The 16,538-nt window shown below is 51.3% G+C and carries 14 protein-coding genes and 2 pseudogenes; 9 read left to right on the forward strand and 7 right to left on the reverse strand.

What is annotated here, in order from left to right; genetic code table 11:
* The coding region (locus RJ38_RS05665; protein ID WP_039017066.1) for an IS3 family transposase at positions 1 to 482 on the forward strand (482 nt) is incomplete at its 5' end.
* On the opposite strand, the gene RJ38_RS19490 is transcribed toward RJ38_RS05665, so the two are convergent.
* From RJ38_RS19490 to iolD, 6 genes are all read right to left on the reverse strand, one after another.
* Positions 400 to 813, reverse strand: coding sequence for an RHS domain-containing protein (locus RJ38_RS19490; RefSeq protein ID WP_082005649.1), 414 nt, complete (start codon positions 811 to 813; stop codon positions 400 to 402). The genes RJ38_RS05665 and RJ38_RS19490 overlap by 83 nt on opposite strands.
* A gap of 786 nt (positions 814 to 1,599) precedes the next feature.
* Positions 1,600 to 2,586, reverse strand: coding sequence for an inositol 2-dehydrogenase (iolG, locus tag RJ38_RS05670; protein ID WP_039017931.1), 987 nt, complete (start codon positions 2,584 to 2,586; stop codon positions 1,600 to 1,602).
* A gap of 4 nt (positions 2,587 to 2,590) precedes the next feature.
* On the reverse strand, positions 2,591 to 3,427 hold the full coding sequence (locus tag RJ38_RS05675) for a class II fructose-bisphosphate aldolase (protein WP_039017932.1): 837 nt from the start codon (positions 3,425 to 3,427) through the stop codon (positions 2,591 to 2,593).
* A gap of 65 nt (positions 3,428 to 3,492) precedes the next feature.
* Positions 3,493 to 4,350, reverse strand: coding sequence for a 5-deoxy-glucuronate isomerase (locus tag RJ38_RS05680; protein ID WP_039017933.1), 858 nt, complete (start codon positions 4,348 to 4,350; stop codon positions 3,493 to 3,495).
* 11 nt (positions 4,351 to 4,361) lie between these two features.
* Entirely contained in the window at positions 4,362 to 5,339 is a 978-nt protein-coding gene (iolC, locus tag RJ38_RS05685) for a 5-dehydro-2-deoxygluconokinase (RefSeq protein WP_039017934.1), read from the reverse strand.
* A gap of 3 nt (positions 5,340 to 5,342) precedes the next feature.
* On the reverse strand, positions 5,343 to 7,193 hold the full coding sequence (gene iolD, locus RJ38_RS05690; RefSeq protein WP_202903869.1) for a 3D-(3,5/4)-trihydroxycyclohexane-1,2-dione acylhydrolase (decyclizing): 1,851 nt from the start codon (positions 7,191 to 7,193) through the stop codon (positions 5,343 to 5,345).
* A gap of 98 nt (positions 7,194 to 7,291) precedes the next feature.
* Between iolD and RJ38_RS05695 the strand changes: the two genes are divergently transcribed.
* The 3 genes from RJ38_RS05695 to RJ38_RS05705 are packed head-to-tail and all read left to right on the forward strand — an operon-like array spanning position 7,292 to position 10,450.
* On the forward strand, positions 7,292 to 8,395 hold the full coding sequence (locus tag RJ38_RS05695; RefSeq protein WP_039017936.1) for a Gfo/Idh/MocA family protein: 1,104 nt from the start codon (positions 7,292 to 7,294) through the stop codon (positions 8,393 to 8,395).
* Between the two features lie 12 nt (positions 8,396 to 8,407).
* Complete coding sequence (locus RJ38_RS05700; RefSeq protein ID WP_039017937.1) at positions 8,408 to 9,298, forward strand: sugar phosphate isomerase/epimerase family protein; 891 nt, start codon at positions 8,408 to 8,410, stop codon at positions 9,296 to 9,298.
* Between the two features lie 15 nt (positions 9,299 to 9,313).
* Positions 9,314 to 10,450, forward strand: coding sequence for a Gfo/Idh/MocA family protein (locus tag RJ38_RS05705; protein ID WP_039017938.1), 1,137 nt, complete (start codon positions 9,314 to 9,316; stop codon positions 10,448 to 10,450).
* An 84-nt stretch (positions 10,451 to 10,534) separates the two neighbouring features.
* Here the strand turns inward: RJ38_RS05705 and RJ38_RS05710 are convergent, their stop codons facing one another.
* On the reverse strand, positions 10,535 to 11,557 hold the full coding sequence (locus tag RJ38_RS05710) for a LacI family DNA-binding transcriptional regulator (protein WP_039017943.1): 1,023 nt from the start codon (positions 11,555 to 11,557) through the stop codon (positions 10,535 to 10,537).
* 693 nt (positions 11,558 to 12,250) lie between these two features.
* Here RJ38_RS05710 and RJ38_RS05720 point away from each other — a divergent pair.
* The 5 genes and pseudogenes from RJ38_RS05720 to RJ38_RS18450 all read left to right on the forward strand — a co-directional run.
* A complete protein-coding gene (locus RJ38_RS05720; RefSeq protein ID WP_039017940.1) occupies positions 12,251 to 13,189 on the forward strand; it encodes a sugar ABC transporter substrate-binding protein in 939 nt (312 codons plus the stop codon).
* 91 nt (positions 13,190 to 13,280) lie between these two features.
* Positions 13,281 to 14,354, forward strand: a complete 1,074-nt coding sequence (locus RJ38_RS05725) for an ABC transporter permease (RefSeq protein ID WP_039017941.1) — start codon at positions 13,281 to 13,283, stop codon at positions 14,352 to 14,354.
* Positions 14,355 to 14,368: 14 nt separating this feature from the next.
* Positions 14,369 to 15,142, forward strand: a complete 774-nt coding sequence (locus tag RJ38_RS05730) for an ATP-binding cassette domain-containing protein (protein ID WP_039017942.1) — start codon at positions 14,369 to 14,371, stop codon at positions 15,140 to 15,142.
* Between the two features lie 498 nt (positions 15,143 to 15,640).
* Positions 15,641 to 16,327: pseudogene (locus RJ38_RS05740) on the forward strand (ISNCY family transposase); the annotation flags it as partial.
* Positions 16,260 to 16,538: pseudogene (locus tag RJ38_RS18450) on the forward strand (DDE-type integrase/transposase/recombinase); the annotation flags it as partial. The pseudogenes RJ38_RS05740 and RJ38_RS18450, both read left to right, overlap by 68 nt.

The raw sequence follows: 16,538 nt of genomic DNA on the forward strand, positions 1-16,538 counted from the left end.
CCAATCAGAAATGGGCTGGCGACATCAGCTACATTTGGACCAGCGAAGGTTGGCTGTATCTTGCCGTCATCCTTGACCTGTATTCTCGCCGCGTCATCGGCTGGGCTATCAGTAACCGCATGAAGAAGGATCTGGCAATCCGGGCGTTAGATATGGCCGTTGCTTTGCGCCAACCACCGGAGGATTGCATTCACCATACGGATCGTGGTTCACAATATTGCTCAAATGAGTATCAGAAGCGCTTGTCCAAGCACGGTTTCAAGGTCTCGATGAGCGGCAAGGGAAATTGTTATGATAATTCTATGGTCGAGACGTTCTTCAAATCCATTAAGGCTGAGCTGATTTGGCGCAACCGTTGGGACACACGCCGTCAGGCTGAAGGCGCGATCTTCCAGTATATCAACGGGTTCTATAACCCGCGCCGTCGCCACTCATCGCTTGGCGGGAAAAGTCCCTTGGCTTTTGAGCGAAAGGCCGCATAAATGAGTTCAGAGACCGGAACGTAAGCGGGACAAGACCAAACCGATTATAATATAGTCCTGTTTCTTTGTCTTCCCATTGTCCCTGGAAACGGATAGGGCAGAGGTATAGATCGGGTTCTGTTTTGCGGGCGAGGGCGGCGTTTCCGTAGGATACTCCGATGTCGCCTTTGGAGGTCTCGACGAAGCCGGTTTCCATTGCGGCCTCTGGGTCGCGCCATGTTCGACATTGGCGCACCGATCCCCAAGTATCATGATCGGCGGCCCACATCATGCGGCCGGCTGCGTTGACCATTTCCTTTGGCGTGCCGAGGTGGTCGTTGATGACGAACATCAAGCTTCCACGCTCAGACCGAGCTAGAGGGCGGAAGCTGTCGGGTTCAAAGAACCAATCGGTCTCGGAGAAGTGGCCTTGATCGGTGACCGCCTCAGAGGCGATGACATGCTATCCTACATGGCTTAACTGGTTGTGCAGCGGCAGAACTCCAAGGCGCTGATTGTGCCGCCGGCGCAATCGCGCAATCTATCTACGTTGGGACAGATCCAGCATCCAAGGGCCTCACTGACCCAAAGCAGCAAAATGACGGCAACACGAAGGCCTAGATGGCAAGTTCAGACTGTGAAAACCAATTGCCGCATGCTTATCAAGGCCATCAAAACCGGTGCTCAATGCATCGAACAACACAGCAGTAAACCACAATCCCCATAGCACCAAAACAGCACGCGCTTTCCTCCTTGTCAGATTTATCGCCGCTGCAGCTCACGCTAACAGCAGCCACAAAACTTAAACATTGCGGGCTTTCGCTGCATCTTGCGCGAAGGTCCGGTCTAGGGGAAAGTCACAAATAGGTAGACCCACAAGAGACAGCGACGTGTTACAGATTACTCCGTCACAATTGGGTTCAATTTCTCTTAATGTGACACTTCTAACGCCCCATGTACCCTAAGTTACACATTAAAACGATGCGTTCAGGCTTCGTTCTTCATAACGCCCAAATATGCACGTTCGGGCCAGTTGGGCCTATTTCGAGCGTGCCGCCTGAAATCCGTCCCGGGTAGGGCGCTTCCAAGATGTAAGTGAACCATGCAACAACGCCGCCCCCAATGCCCGTCAAACTGATCATATAGTGATTGGCACACTTTTTTCCCAGCTTAGAGTTGCCGCGTCGGCTAGCATTTGCGCTCGGAGACCATCATCACCAGATGGCGACAAACTTGTGCCGTTGGCGACTGCATCCACAAAATGCACCATCTCGGCGCGATATGCCGCCGCATAACGTTCAAGGAAAAAATGTTGTGCAGGCGCGCGTCGATATCCGGCCTCGGTTGCGATTTCCACACTATTTTCCAGATGGTTTTCTGCACGTAGCATTCCAAGAGATCCATGCACTTCAATTCGTTGATCATAGCCATAGGATGAGCGGCGTGAATTGCTGATCTGGCAAATCTTGCCTGATGCGGTGCGTAACATGACGCCTGCGGTATCCACGTCACCAGCGTCGCCGATAGCTGGGTCCACAAGGGCCGCGCCCATCGCCATGACCGATACAGGTTCTTCACCCAACAAGAAACGTGCCATGTCCAAATCATGGATCATCATGTCACGGAACAGCCCGCCAGATGTCGCAATGTAGCTGACAGGGGGTGGTAATGGATCGCGGGACATGATCGTCACAAGTTCAACATTACCGATTTCACCATTTGCGATACGGGCCTGTACATTTGCAAAACTGGGGTCAAAACGGCGGTTGAATGCCGTAAGAAATGGGACGTTGTGTTGTGCCACGATGCTTAGACAATCGCGGATACGGTCAGCGGACATATCGACAGGTTTTTCACAAAAGATCGCTTTTCCAGCCTTAGCTGCAGCATGGATCAGATCGTAATGGGTTGTTGTCGGGGTCCCGATGATAACTGCATCGACGTCATCGCGTGCCATGATCGCGTCGATAGTACAGACATCTGCACCCAAATCATCCGCGAGAGCTTTTGCTGGGTCATGAAACGCATCGGCGACAGCAATGACACGGGCCGTGGACATTGTTTTGATCGTGCGGGCATGGACTTGACCGATCCGGCCACAGCCAAGGATTGCAATATTCAGCATAGGGTTATCCTTTCGTGCCGGTGAAGGCTTGCAGCACATATATGGCTGCAGCAACAACGGGATCATGTGTTTCTTTGAGGATCGTATTACGATCAAATCGACTTAGGTCACTGTTGACGGCATCCCGCATCGCAGCGCCAAACGCCATTCGCAATTCGGTCCCGATATTGAATTTGCAAACCTTGGAATTAAGCGCCAGTTCACGCCGCTGATCTACAGGCACGCCAGAGCCGCCGTGAATGACCAAAGGCACCTGCGTCACAGCTTCAATCGCGCGGATGCGATCCATATCAAGCCCCCCTTGCTTATGTTGTTGCAAATGCACGTTGCCGACAGAAATCGCCATGGCGTCGACACCGCTGTCGCGGGCAAAGATAGCGGCCTCTGCAGGATCTGTACCCGCAGAATTTTCGCCGTCCGCATATCCGACAAATCCAATCTCGCCTTCGCATGAAATACCAGCACTATGGGCCAATTCAGCCACGCGTGCGGTCTCGTCGATGTTTTGTGCCAGCGGTTTGCGTGACCCGTCGTACATAAGTGAGGTAAAGCCTGCATCAAGCGCGATTTGGCATTCTTCAAATGTATACCCGTGGTCTAGGTGGGCAACGACAGGCACGGATGACCCTTCGGCCAGGTGGCGGAACATTTTACCCAACACAGGTAGGGGGGTGTGTTCGCGGCAACCAGGCCCTGCTTGCAAGATGACAGGGCATTCCAAGGTTTCTGCGGCAGTGACGTAGGCGCGCATATCTTCCCAGCCAAGGGTGACCAGCCCGCCTACAGCGCATCCATTTTTAAGCGCAGGTTGCAGGACGTCTGCAAGTGTAACAAGTGACATATTTTGTATGACTTTCTGATGTGTAGGCGGGCTTTGGCAAGTGTGTTTTCAACAGGGTGAGACGGCTATTTGAATTTGGCGATCATGTCTTTGATGCCGGGAATAGTTTCAATTTGCGCCGCATGGGTTGGCTGGAAGAATTGCACGAGGCTGCGCTGTGACAACCCACCAAGAATGGTGAAATAATACATCTCATAGCCAGGCATCACGGCGCAAGGATGGTAACCGCTTGGGAGGGTAATTGTGGACCCATCCATCAGTTGGTGGGCCTCGCCGGGCTTACCTTCCTCGTGTTGGACGATCTGCACGCCAGAGCCAAAATTGGGGCGGAAGCGGAAATTATAGGTCTCATCGTGGCGCGTCTCAATGATGTTGCCATCCGCGTCTTTACGGTCGGTGTCATGCTTGTGGGCCGGGAAGCCAGACCAGCCACCTTGACCGACGGTGAACAATTCAGACACCAATAAACGACCAACCTTACCGTGGTATTTGGTTCCAAGAATATGCTTAATTTTGCGATGGGTTTTCGTGTCATCGGACCCGTATTGCACTGTGTCAATTTCGGCGACACGCACGTCAAAGGGATCAAGCACTTTGTCGTAACGCGCACCTGCGATGAATGTTTCAGTCGCATCTGATGTGCAGACGATTGTAACCTTTGCGCCTACGGGAACATAGACGCCTTCGGGTTCGCCATCCCAAACATCCGTGCCGCGATTGCCAATAGCCATATATTCAACGCCTTCAATCTCGACGTCTACTGTTCCGGTGGCGGGCGTGACGCAGGTTTCATAACCGGGCACCTGATATGTGAAGGCCTGGCCTTTTTGCAGTTTTACGATGTTGAGGTAATTCAGCGGCACTGACGCGTCATTTGCGTCCACGATAGGGATGTTGCGATTGTCATGAGGGGCGATATGCATGGGGCGTCCTTTCAGACTGTCGTGGGGCCAGTGTGGTTGGCCAAAAAAGTATCAAGTTCAGATGTAATGGGCATCGCGGGGGCGCATCCGGGTTTGGCGACCACGATGGCCGCACAGGCAGATCCGCGCATAACGGCCGATTTTAGATCTTGCCCTGCCGCGATAGAGGACAGCAGGCCCGCCATGAAACTGTCGCCCGCACCTGTGGGTTTTAACGCCGTCACAGGATAAATCCCGGTTCGCGTCTCTGCGCCGTAAGCAAATGTCACGGCACCATGTTCGCCCATTTTATAAACAACAATCTCGGCGGTGGTGCGCGCAAGATCGCGGGCTTTTTGCAGGCCGGCATCCTTGGACCCGGCCATAAAGCCAAATTCGTCATCATTGCCAATGATCACATCGGATAATGCACCTGCGTGTGATAAAACATCAGCAGCGACTGCCGCGCTTGGCCATGAATAGGGGCGATAATCGACATCAAATATGATCGGTAAACCTGCTGCGCGGGCCAATTCAAAAGCATGGAATGCGGCGCTGCGTGATGGTTCTGCGGCGAAGACTGTGCCGGCTGTGACCAAGGCGCTGAACTTGGAGAAATCAACGGCCTCTACATCAGCGATGGTCATTTCAAAATCGGCCGCACCATTGCGGTAGATGACCGATTGGTGCCCCACAACGCGACTTTCATAAAGGGCCAGGGAATTTCGGGCCTCGCCACCAACAGGCGTCACATATGTTGTGTCGATACCGTAGTGATTCAGTTTGTTCATACAGAACCGACCTACAGAATCGTCAGAAACCCGGGTTAGCAAAGCAGCCTTGCCGCCCAGTTTCACGATACCCGCCGCAATGTTTGCGGATGATCCACCCATGTCGGCTGTGAAGTTGTCTGCGTGTTCTGTTGCCTCGCCTGGGGCGGGAAATAGATCCATGCCCACACGCCCAACGACGATAAAATTATTGCCAGTGATGCCTTTGATGACGTCCATCGGTTAAACACCCTTTCGTTGTTGAGGGCGTGTAGATTCCCAATCTTTATGTGCGTCACGGACCTTCGCGTGGTCTGAGATATGCGGTGTGCCGACTTCCCACCATGTGTGACCCTCAGTGGTCCAGCCCTCATAAGGGTCGACGTTCATGACGATGACCGATGTGGTTTCGGCGGCCTTGGCACGTTTGAATGCCTCGGCCATCTCGGCAGGGTTTGACACAGTTTCTGCGTTGGCACCCATCGACTTTGCATGGGCTTCAAAATCGACCTTCACTTGGTTTACCGCCGTGGGCGTGTCCGCGATCAGATTGTTAAAGCTTTCATTGCCAGTATTGTTTTGCAGCTTGTTGATGACAGCAAAACCACCGTTATCTAGGACGCAGATAATCATTTTTTTACCAGTCAACACGGATGAGTAAACATCTGAATTCATTAGCATATAAGACCCGTCCCCTGTGAACACGATGGTGTCGCTGCCTGGTTCAGATTCGGCCTGCGCAATACGTGCGCCCCAGCCGCCAGCGATCTCATACCCCATACAGGAGAACCCGAATTCCACGTCGACTGTACCGATGTCGAGCGTGCGCCAATTGGCGGTGATCTCAGCAGGTAAACCACCTGCGGCGGCGACAACTCGGTCACGGGGATCACAAAGCGCGTTCACGATGCCAATTGCTTGCGCATAAGAATTTGGGCGGTTCCCCGGCTTCACATTTTCAGCGACATAGGCGGACCATTTGGCACGTTCAGCCTGCGCGCGGGTTGTCCAATCTGTGGGGGATTTGTAGTCAGTCCCCAGTGCGGGTAGCGATAATTTTGCGTCCCCCACGACGGTCAGCGACATATGTTTGGCAGCATCATGGCGCCCAACATTCATACCGATGATTTTTGCGTCATGACTAAATGCAGTCCAGGATCCGGTCGTGAAATCCTGTAGGCGGGTGCCAACAGCGAGAATGACATCGGCCTGTTTTGCAATTGTATTTGCACTATCTGAACCCGTTACCCCAAGCGGTCCAATGTTCAGGGGATGGGTGTCCAACAGGTTGGCGCGGCCAGCAATCGTCTCGACCACGGGAATGCCGGTGGCTTCCGCAAATGACGTCAGCTCTGCAACGGCATCAGCATATTGAACACCGCCGCCTGCGATAATCATCGGGCGTTTGGCGGACTTGAGAAGGGCAATCGCATCAGAAATCTCAGTCACATCAGGGGCTTGGCTGCGAATGCGATGAACGCGTTGATCAAAGAAACTGATTGGGTAATCATAGGTCCAACCTTGCACATCTTGCGGGAGGCCAAGAAACGCTGGACCACAGTCAGCGGGATCAATCATCGTCGCAATGGCGGCAGGCAAGGATTGAAGTATCTGGGCAGGATGTGTGATGCGATCCCAAAAACGCGACACGGCTTTGAAAGCGTCATTCACGCCAAGCGTTGGATTACCAAAGTGTTCGAGCTGCTGCAAAACTGGGTCGGGCAGGCGGGTCAGGAATGTATCGCCACATAGCAGCAACATCGGCAAACGGTTGGCATGGGCCAATGCGGCGCTGGTCAAAAGGTTCGCGGTGCCAGGCCCTGCAGAGGCCGTGCAAAACATCATGCGACGACGCATGTGATATTTGGCGTAGGCCGCCGCAGCGAAGCCCATACCTTGTTCATTCTGCCCTCGGTACAGTGGCAAATTCGCGCGGTTGCCGTGCAAGGCTTCGCCAAGACAGGTGACGTTACCATGACCAAAGATGCCATAGCCGCCGCCAAATAGACGGACCTCTGTGCCGTTCACGATCGTATATTGTGCGGCCAAATAACGGACGATGGCCTGTGCGGTGGTAAGTGTGATGGTATTCATTCTAGGATCCATGCGTATCTGTCATTGACGGTCGTTCTGTTCATACGATACTAATTTTGCAACCGGTTGCAAACCGTATTATGAAAATAGGAGGCACAATGGCACAATTAGGGATCGGGATCGTCGGCGGAGGCTATATGGGTAAGGCCCATGCGGTTGCTATGTCCGCTGTTGGCGCTGTTTTTGAAACCGAACTGCGTCCACGACTCGAAATGGTTTGCGCGAAGTCAGATGCCTCGGCTGAGAAATACCGGAGCGCTTACGGTTTTGAACGGGCAACAACCGACTGGCGAATTCTTGTGAATGACCCCAAGGTTGAGGCGATTATCATCGCGTCCCCACAGGCCACGCACCGTGAAATTGCGGTCGCAGCGTTCAAATTGGGCAAGCCAGTTTTATGTGAAAAACCTATGGGTGCTTCGTTGGAAGACAGCCGTGTAATGGTCGACGCAGCTGAGGCTGCAAAGTCGATAAATATGGTTGCGTTTAACTACATCCGGACTCCCGCCAGTCAATATGCACGACAACTTATTGAAGATGGTGTGGTCGGTGACATCACGTGGTTTCGCGGTGAACATACGGAAGATTTCCTTGCTGATCCGGTTGAGCCCGCGACATGGCGCACGAACGGTGTTGCGAACGGCACGATGGGCGATCTTGCCCCACATATGCTGAATGCAGCCCTTGCTTTGGTTGGTCCAATCGATAGCATTATCGCTGAGGTCGAAACCGTACACACTAGGCGACCCGGCGGCACGGTTACCAATGATGATCATGCGCAAATGATGTGCCGTTTCAACGGCGGAGCCATGGGATCTATGTATTTCAGCCGAATCGCTACGGGTCGAAAAATGGGTTATGCCTATGAAATCACAGGCACCAAAGGCGCGATCAAATTTGATCAGGAGGACCAGAACGCGATCTGGCTTTACCGCATGGATATGCCAGAGGCGCAGCGTGGATTTACCAAGATTTTGACTGGCCCAGCACACCCCGACTATTTGCCGTTTTGTCAGGGACCTGGGCATGGAACTGGTTATCAGGATCAGATCATTATCGAGGCAAAAGATTTCCTAGAAGCCATCGCTTCTGGGCAAAATAAATGGCCGACATTTCGCGACGGGATGGCGGTGAATCAAATTGTGGCTGCGGCATTGGCATCATCAGATGCCAAGTCGTGGGTCAATGTGCAAGACATCTAAAGGAACGATACTATGGCTATTCGTATTGGCAATGCGCCCTGTTCTTGGGGCATCGAGTTTGCTTCTGATCCAAGTTACCCTGATTGGAAATCTGTGCTGCAACAATGCGCAGGTGCGGGTTATAAGGGTATTGAATTGGGCCCGATTGGTTACATGCCAGAAGAACCTGAAATTCTGCGTAATGAACTTGTTAAAAATGATCTCGAAATCATTGGTGGCGTTGTTTTTCGTCCGTTTCATGACGCGGCGAAATGGGATGAAGTCCTTGATGCGTCGCGCCGCACATGTGAGGCTCTCGTTGCGCATAATGCCGAACATCTTGTCTTGATCGACAGCATCAGTCCACGCCGCGCACCAACGGCGGGTCGCGCGACAGAAGCTGTGCAGATGGATGCTACCGAATGGGCCGCCTTTCGCGACCGCATCGCGACAATCGCCAAAATGGGCGCTGAAGATTACGGGTTGACCGTGGGCATCCATGCCCATGCGGCGGGCTTCATGGATTTTGAACCAGAACTGGAACGTCTGCTTGATGAAGTTAACGAAAGCATTCTGAAAATTTGCTTCGACACGGGCCATCATTCCTATGCAGGTTTTGATCCAATTGCGTTTATGAAACGGCACATGGACCGGATCAGTTACATGCATTTCAAGGATATTGATCCCAAGGTCAAAGCCGATGTTGTAGAAAACAGAACTGATTTTTACAAAGCATGCGGCCAGGGTATTTTCTGTAACCTTGGTATGGGGGATGTGGATTTTCCTGCCGTTCGTAAACTGCTTGTTGATCATGGCTTCAAAGGCTGGTGCACGGTCGAACAAGACTGCGATCCATCCATGCCCGGCACGCCACTTGAAGATGCGCAAGCAAACCGCGAATACCTGCAATCCATCGGATTTTGATAGAAAGTACGACACATGAAGAAACTTAATTGGGGCATGATTGGCGGCGGTGAAGGCAGCCAAATCGGACCAGCACACCGTTTGGGTGCACAAGCTGACGGTAACTTTACATTGGCCGCCGGGGCGCTTGATCATGAGCCCGAAAAAGGTCGCGCTTATGCGCAATCTTTGGGTGTTTCTCCTGACCGTGCTTACGGTGATTGGCGTGAAATGTTGACTAGTGAGGCGGCGCGTGAAGATCGCGTTGATCTTGTCACGGTGGCTACGCCAAATTTCCAACACTTTGAAATTACGAAGTCCTTTCTTGAGGCGGGCTTCAATGTTTTGTGTGAAAAGCCGATGACGATGACCGTCGAAGAAGGCGAGGAAATCGTTAAGATTGCTGCGAAATCAGGCAAAACCTGCGCCGTGAATTACTGCTATTCGGCCTATCCGATGGTGCGCGAAATGCGCCATATGGTGCGGTCTGGTCAGGTGGGAAAACTGCGCCTGATCGTGACTAACTTTAGTCACGGCCACCATGGCGACGCAGCCGATGCTGATAATCCACGTGTGCGCTGGCGGTATGATCCGGCAATGGCGGGTGTGTCCGGACAGTTCGCGGATTGTGGTATTCACGCGCTGCACATGGCAAGTTTTATCACTGATGATCAGGTGTGTCGTTTGTCCGCAGATTTTGCCAGCACGATCCAAAGCCGCGAGTTGGAAGACGACGCAATGGTTAATTTCCGTATGGAAAATGGGACTGTTGGGCGGCTTTGGACGTCTTCTGTGGCGATTGGTCGTCAGCACGGTTTTGACATCCAGGTGTTTGGCGAAACCGGTGGCATGCGTTGGACATCTGAACAACCGAACCAGGTGTATTACACCCCAGTTGGTGGCCGGACACAGATCATGGAAAAAGGCGACAGTTCATTGTCTGATGAAGCGGGCCGCTTAAGCCGAGTCGCGATTGCGCATCCGGAAGGGTTCCCGCTGGCGGTTGCAAACATCTATGTTGATTTGGCAGCCACAATTCGTGGTGAAACTCGCGATGGATTGCCCACAGCCGAAGATGGTTTGAGATCAATGGCAGCTGTTCACCAAGCTGTAGAGTCCGCCAAAAAAGACGGTGCTTGGGTTGATGCACGGCCACCAATGTTCCGAACTTAAGCCTGTGTCTTAGCCATAGATTAACCGAAGATATCGCAGACGGCAGTTTTTCGCTGTCTGCGATAGCCAGATGATCGCTAGGACCTATTCAGTGTTGTTTTTATGGCCCTCGAACAATGGCGGCAATGTTCCGCGTTCCACAATACCACATGGAAAGATCTGCACTTCAGGAGAAATATCTGGTTCTTCGAGCATGGCAATAATCAGTTCAACGGATGAATTGATGATCTGTTTGATCGGTTGGTGAATCGTGGTTAAATTAATGTTTTCCCAACCTGCCATCTCCATGTCGTTTAACCCAATGATACCCACATCATTAGGCACAGAAAAGTTGCAATCACGTAGCGCGGACAGTGCTCCGATTGAAAGAACATCATCGCCACAGAAATAGGCCTGAGCAGGGTTATTTTGGGACAATCGCATCATTTCGCGCCGACCAGCATCGAATGAATAGGCGTCAGCATACGAGAAATCATATGCCACGTTTGGATATTTATGCAGTTCCTGAGCGAAGCCCGCCTGGCGATCTTGGGTAGAAGTGGCTGCCTCTGGCCCGCCCATAAAACCGACATGTGTCAGCCCGCGCGCAAGTAATGTTCGTGCGGCCATGCGGCCACATTCGACGTTGTCGATACCTACGACATGGACAGAGGGTGCAGATGAATTGCGCCCAAAGGTGTGTACAACGGGCATGCCTTGATCACGAAACGCCTTGGAAAAACCGGGGGGAAGTGTTGACGATGCGACGATCACACCATCAACCGAATACTCGCGCATCATTCTTAGCGAATTCTGCGGATCGATTTCATTCGATAAATTGACCAACATTGGGCGCAATCCACGTTCTTGTAATGCGCGCGTAAACTGGTCGAAAACGGTCAGGAAAATTGGGTTCTGGAAATTATTCGAGATCAACCCGATCATCTTGGTGCGCCGTGTCGTCAGGCTGCGGGCCAATAGGTTTGGACTATACCCCAGTGCGTCAGCTGCCTTTTCGACTTTACGACGCATTTTCTCGGATACAGATGCCCCGTCTGTAAATGTCCTCGAGACAGCAGAGCGGGAAACACCCGCGCGGATCGCGACATCTTTGAGCGTGGCATTCATAAAGGCTGGGTCCATTTGCTTCGGTCTTGCGAGTTATTACAGGATTTGGTGATCTTGCGTAGTGGAAAAACGAAAAAACACCTGTTCCAAATTTTATTCAAAAAGCGGATCTAATTGTACCAACCTACAAGCATGAAACACCACCTCAAGACGGAACCTTGTCCCATCGTTGCCGCCAAAATGACTTTCATGATCGGGGTAAAGGACGCGAGCCATCTAAAAAATACAATCAAAAGTCGCAAATTCAGGTGGTTTTTGTGGAATTTTGCTCGGCTAATATCTTGAATATTAACTGTTAAATTAGAAATATCAAGTTACTTGTATTGATTTGCTTGCAACCGGTTGCAAAAAAAATATGCCGCGTTAGTCTGATTGCACAAATCGTTTAAAAAGGTGTGAACGCAACATGCAAATCTTCGCGCTAAATCATATGACAATTCCATCGGTGACGATGAAGGACGTAGGCGAGGTGGCGCGATCATTTGGTGTCAAGCTTCGCAACGAGTTGGAGCAGTCATTGTTCGACGTACAAGCCGTATTGATCCGAAAGCAGTCTATTTTGGGTCAATTTACGTCATTGAATCGAAATATTGGCGCACGCGGCTTGACTAAATTCAGGTGAAATGATGGTCCTCTGTGGGCTCTCGGGAAGAAAGAAGTCGTGCACTGGGCACGTTTTTGGGAGGAAGAAAAATGAACAAGATTCTTATGGTCGCTGGCCTCGTAACACTAATGGGTTCTGCCAGTGTTATGGCGCAGCAAATCGGTGTTTCAGTCGCGCGCTTTGACGACAATGGCCTGACAGTTATGCGCAACGGCATGACGGCACACGAAGACACACTGGACGGCGTAAGCCTTCAGATAGAAGATGCGACTGATGATGTGGCCAAGCAACTTGACCAAATCAACAATTTCATCGCGTCTGGTGTTGATGCAATCATCGTGAACGCAGTTGACACAAACGCAACTGAGGCGATGTCAAACGCAGCAAATGCTGCTGGTATTCCACTGGTTTACGTTAACCGTCAGCCAGTTAACATGTCCACGCTGCCAGAAGGCCAGGCTTTCGTTGCGTCTAACGAAATTGAATCCGGTACACTTGCGGCATTCCAAATGTGCCAGCAGTTGCGTGCTGAAGGCAAATCTGGCGGTGCTCAGGCATATGTTCTGATGGGGCAGTTGTCCAACCAAGCGGCTGTTCAGCGCACCAAAGATTTCCACGATGTTATCGGTATGGACATGTGTAACTTCATCACCATCATCGATGAGCAAACTGCGGAATGGTCACGCGATAAAGCATCTGATTTGATGACAAACTGGATCTCTTCTGGGGAACCATTTGACGCTGTATTCGGCAATAACGACGAAATGGCAATTGGCGCGATCCAAGCGATGAAAGCCGCTGGAATTTCCATGGGCGACGTTGTTGTTGGTGGTGTTGATGCGACTTCCGACGCATTGGTTGCTATGGCTGCTGGCGAAATGGACGTAACCGTATTCCAAGACCTTGCAGGTCAGGGCGCGGGTTCCATCGACACAGCAATCGCGCTGATCAATGGCGAAGAAGTCGACAAGGCTGTCTTCATCCCGTTCAAGCTTGTAACACCTGAGACACTTTCAGATTTCCAGTAAGCCCTTAGCTTTATTGAACTAACGCGTCAGGGCTGCCTATAGGTGGCCTTGATACCCTAACAATCAATGAAAAATCTAGGAGCGCTGACACATGTCAGATCAAAGCGAGAGCACAGGTGGCCTTACCTTCGATAAATCCAAACGAAATTGGCCGAATGAGTTAAACGTCTTTGGCGCACTCATCCTCATTGTCATAATCTTTGAAATTCTTGGTGCTATCTTCATGGGGCAAAGCCTTTTGTTTGACACCAACGACCGTTTTGAAAGCATCTTTAACGAGGCGCGTCTGCGGATCATCATTATTCAAGTCGCCATAATTGGCATTCTCGCACTTGGCGTTACGCAGGTGATTATCACCGCGGGCATCGACCTTTCGTCTGGATCCGTCGTTGGTGCGACCGCAATGATCGCGATGAGTTTTGTACAGGTCGCCGAAGTAAACGGTGGCCCTAACCCAAAGGCGATTTTTGGGCCTGCTTTCCTTGATTTACCTGTTCTTGTACCGGTGATCGTCGGCATTAGCGTCGGCTTGATTGCTGGTTGTATCAACGGATTGCTTGTGGCGTATTCGCGTATTCCACCATTCATCGCGACTTTGGGCATGATGTTGTTTGCGCGCGGTGTCGCTCAGTGGTGGTCTTTGGGTAACCCTGTGTCCTTCCCAACCGAAAGCTATGCTAAGATTGGTGCGGGCATGATGCCAGTGATCATTTTCTTGTCTCTCGCGGTGCTGTTCCACCTTATTATGAACTATACTGTCTACGGCAAACACACCTACGCAATCGGATCCAACGAGGCCGCCGCGCGGATGTCTGGTATCAACGTGCCACGTCATTTGATGTTGGTCTATATGATTGCAGGCGGTCTTGCTGGTCTTGCCGCTGTTATCCTCACATCCAAAAACTTAACGGCGCAATCAGGTATGGGATTATCCTATGAACTGGAAGCGATCGCCATGGCTGTCATTGGTGGTGTGTCATTATTTGGTGGACGTGGTTCCATCATCGGGACCGTGATCGGTGCACTGATTATCGGTGTGATTACATCCGGCTTCACCTTCTTGCGCCTTGGTGCATTCTATCAAGAAATGGTGCTGGGGTGTATCATCGTCGGTGCGGTTGCACTTGATCAATACCAACAAAAACGTGCTGCAATGCGCGCGTAAGAGGGGGCTTATAAATGTCAGATATCATTCTGGAAACCAAAGGCTTGACCAAACACTACGGTGGTGTGCACGCTTTGCAAGACGCAGACTTTGTCCTGAAAAAGGGTGAACATGTCGCCATCATGGGCGACAACGGCGCAGGTAAATCTACCTTTGTGCGACAAATCACCGGTGTCGAACAGCGGACGCGCGGGACCGTTATATTTGATGGCGATGAGGTAAATTTTGCGGGCCCTTTGGATGCGCGCGAGGCGGGGATCGAAACTGTGTTTCAAACCCTTGCCTTGGCCGATGATTTGAACGTGCCTGACAATCTATTCTTGGGCCGTGAAAAGACCAAGCTTAATTGGCTTGGTCCATTTCGCCTGCTTGATTACAAGTCAATGCGTGAAGATACGATGGCTGGACTTGTAAAAACAGGGGTCAAAATCCCAAATATCAAGAACACGATTGCCAATATGTCCGGCGGCCAACGACAATGTGTGGCGATTGCCCGCACCGCGACGTTTGCATCAAAACTGACGATCATGGACGAGCCAACAGCCGCCTTGGGTGTGCAGGAAACGGCACAGGTCGAGAACATCATCCGCACGCTTAAAGAACAGGGCGAGAGCCTGATCCTTGTGAGCCACAACATGCGGCAGGTGTTTGACTTGGTAGACCGGATCATTGTGTTTCGCCGTGGTCGTATGGTCGCAAACTTGCGCAAGGAAGATACCGACGGTCAAGATGTCGTTGCCTATATCACAGGCGCAAAAACAGGCGCCGAATACGAAGGGGCTGCTTAAGTGACGCGCGGTCGTCTGTTTGATGTCGAGATACCTTTTTTTATTCCGGTATGGCGCCGCTATGCAGTCGTCATCGTAGCAATATGTTGGGGGCTCTTTGAGGCCTCAACTGGCGCGTTGTTCTGGGGCATGATATTTATCGGTATGGGGTCAATTGTTGGTTGGCGGTTCTACACTGCGGATTGGTCTAGCGTAGGTGTGGCCGATATGGAAAAGTAATTCCGCACTGCCATAATGCGATTGGTAAACAAGATAACGGTTAAGTAGCGGCTTAGACTTTTAAACGTTTTTTTGCTCGAAAGATTTGGAATGATAGGAGAACTGTAACCTAAACTCATTGCTCGTATTTATCAGCACTAATTTTCGACCAGTGCGGATAAAATTTACATAACACAAATTATACGCGTTTGATTTGTAGCCGCAAAGCTATAATGTCACCCATTGGCAAAGCAGAAGTGTCACTCTTGATCTAAATCCGAACAAATCAGGAGTGCTGTTATGGGATGGGTAATGATGAGTGAACGTGACCTGAATCGTATCGAGATAATCTCTCAAATCGTTGATGGACGGTTAAATGCGGAACGCGCTGCAAACCTATTGGCGCTGACCAAACGTCAGATATTCCGGCTGCTGCGCCGGTTCCGTGAAGACGGCCCTTCAGCTCTTGGTCACAAAGCCCGAGGCAAAACGCCCAATAACAAAATCCACGATGCCAAACGTATATATGCAATGGATTTGGTGCGTGAGAAGTACCATGATTTTGGCCCTACTATGGCGGCTGAGATGCTTGAAGAACACCGTGGGTTTAAGGTTTCCCGCGAGACTTTGCGTCAATGGATGCAAGCTGATGTATTGTGGTTGTCGCGCAAACAACGCCGAACATTTCACCAACCTAGATTGCGACGTGAATGTTACGGTGAACTCATCCAGATTGACGGTTCAGATCACCGCTGGTTCGAAGATCGAGGCCCGGCCTGCACATTATTGGTTTTCATTGACGACGCGACCAGCAAACTCATGCAACTACGCTTCGTAAAATCAGAAAGCACATTCAGCTATTTTGATGCGCTGGAGGGTTATTTACATGATCATGGACGCCCTGTCGCATTCTACTCTGATAACCGAGGAACTGCAAGAATTGGGATTACCGGTGGGCCATCGCAGGGTCGGACGTCTGATGGGCGAGAATGGCATCAAGATCATCAGAACCCAGAAATACAAGGCGACAACGGACAGCAACCACACGTTCAACATTGCACCAAATCTGTTGGATCAAGATTTCTCAGCGACTGGCCCCAATCAGAAATGGGCTGGCGACATCAGCTACATTTGGACCAGCGAAGGTTGGCTGTATCTTGCCGTCATCCTTGACCTGTATTCTCGCCGCGTCATCGGC

This window comes from Halocynthiibacter namhaensis, from assembly GCF_000812685.1.
GTDB lineage: Bacteria > Pseudomonadota > Alphaproteobacteria > Rhodobacterales > Rhodobacteraceae > Halocynthiibacter > Halocynthiibacter namhaensis.